Origin of the sequence: Bradyrhizobium yuanmingense (assembly GCF_029167105.1) — a bacterium.
GTDB classification, from domain to species: domain Bacteria; phylum Pseudomonadota; class Alphaproteobacteria; order Rhizobiales; family Xanthobacteraceae; genus Bradyrhizobium; species Bradyrhizobium yuanmingense_A.
On sequence record NZ_JARFML010000105.1, the window covers coordinates 1 to 1,539 of the forward strand.

1 protein-coding gene is annotated in these 1,539 nt (G+C 62.4%); it reads left to right on the plus strand.

Annotation, left to right across the window (positions count from 1 at the left end):
* Positions 1 to 171 precede the first annotated feature (171 nt).
* Complete coding sequence (locus P0R31_RS40610; RefSeq protein WP_157288162.1) at positions 172 to 1,506, plus strand: IS5 family transposase; 1,335 nt, start codon at positions 172 to 174, stop codon at positions 1,504 to 1,506.
* The last annotated feature ends 33 nt before the right edge of the window (positions 1,507 to 1,539 follow it).

Below are 1,539 nucleotides of genomic sequence, written 5' to 3' on the forward strand. Positions count from 1 at the left end.
AGTCGTCCGTGAAGAATGCGGATTGACCTGAAAAACAAGCAAAACTGGTCTTGAACAAGTATTCGATTTTGCAGGAAAGCGGTGTGTGGGACCTCGCTTTCCTGCGTTTTGGGATTTCGTTTTTGGGCGTTTCGTGATTCCCTGACGGCGTCGTCGACATTGGGGAATGCGATGAGCAAACCGCGGGATGATCGCCAGAAGGACCTGCTGCTTCCGGCCCTGGATCAGATCATCGACATGGGTCATCCGCTGGTGCGGTTGGCGGCGCTGATCGACTGGAACGTGCTGAATGAGCGCTTTGGTTCGGTGTGCCAGGCAGGGTCAGGGCAGCCGGGCTTGCCGACGCGGCTGATCGCCGGCCTGTTCATTCTGAAGCACATGCACAACCTGTCGGATGAAGCGCTGTGCGCCCGCTGGATCGAGAACCCCTACTACCAGCACTTCTGCGGCGAATTGAGCTTCTGCCACCGGTTGCCATTCGATCGATCGTCGATGACGCGCTGGCGACAGCGGCTCGGCGAGGAGCAGCTTGTCGCGCTGATCCAGGAAAGTCTGTCGGTGGCGCACAAGACCGGCGCGATCGGCGCGAAGGACCTGGAACGGGTGATCGTCGATACCACGGTGCAGCCCAAGGCGGTCGCCCATCCGACCGACGCACGGCTGATGCATCGAGCAATCGTCAAGCTGGTCGGGCTCGCCAGACGCAACCGTGTGCTGCTGCGCCAGAGCTATCTGCGCCTGGCCAAGCGCGCCGCCATCATGGTCGGCCGCTATACCCACGCCCACCAGTTCAAACGCGCCCGGCGGCAGCTCAAGTTCCTGCGGACACGGCTCGGCCGGATCATCCGCGACATCCGCCGCAAGATTGATGGCGATACAGCGCTGGAAGCTCGCTTCGGCCCGTTGCTCGGTTTAGCGCAGCAGGTGCGCAGCCAGGATCAGCACCAGCGCGGTCCAAAGGTTTATGCGTTGCACGCCCCGGAGGTCGAGTGCATCGGCAAGGGTAAGGCCCGCGCGCCCTACGAGTTCGGCTGCAAGGTCAGTATCGCCACTCCCGTGACGTCTCCGAAGGGCGGCCAGTTCGTGCTTCACGCCAAGGCCCTGCACGGCAATCCCTTCGATGGGCACACGCTCGGCCCCGTGATCGCCGACATGGAGAAGCTCACCGGCGTGGAGGCTCGCCGTATCCACGTCGACAAAGGGTATCGCGGCCACAATCACCCACATCGGTTCAGAGTCTGGATCTCGGGTCAGGTCCGCCGCGTCACAGCTTCCATCCGTCGCGAGATGAAGCGTCGCGCGGCTGTCGAGCCCGTCATCGGCCACGTCAAGGCCGAGCACCGCATGGACCGAAATTATCTCAAAGGGCGTCCCGGCGACTGTATCAACGCTGTCCTCGCCGCCGCCGGCTACAACTTCGGCTTGCTCCTGCGATGGCTCGCAGAGCTCTTTCGTGCCATCATCCGAGCCTTCCTCGAGATCATCCCGGCGCTAAATATCGCCTAAGCCCGGCGCCGCGGCGGTTCTTCACGAACGACT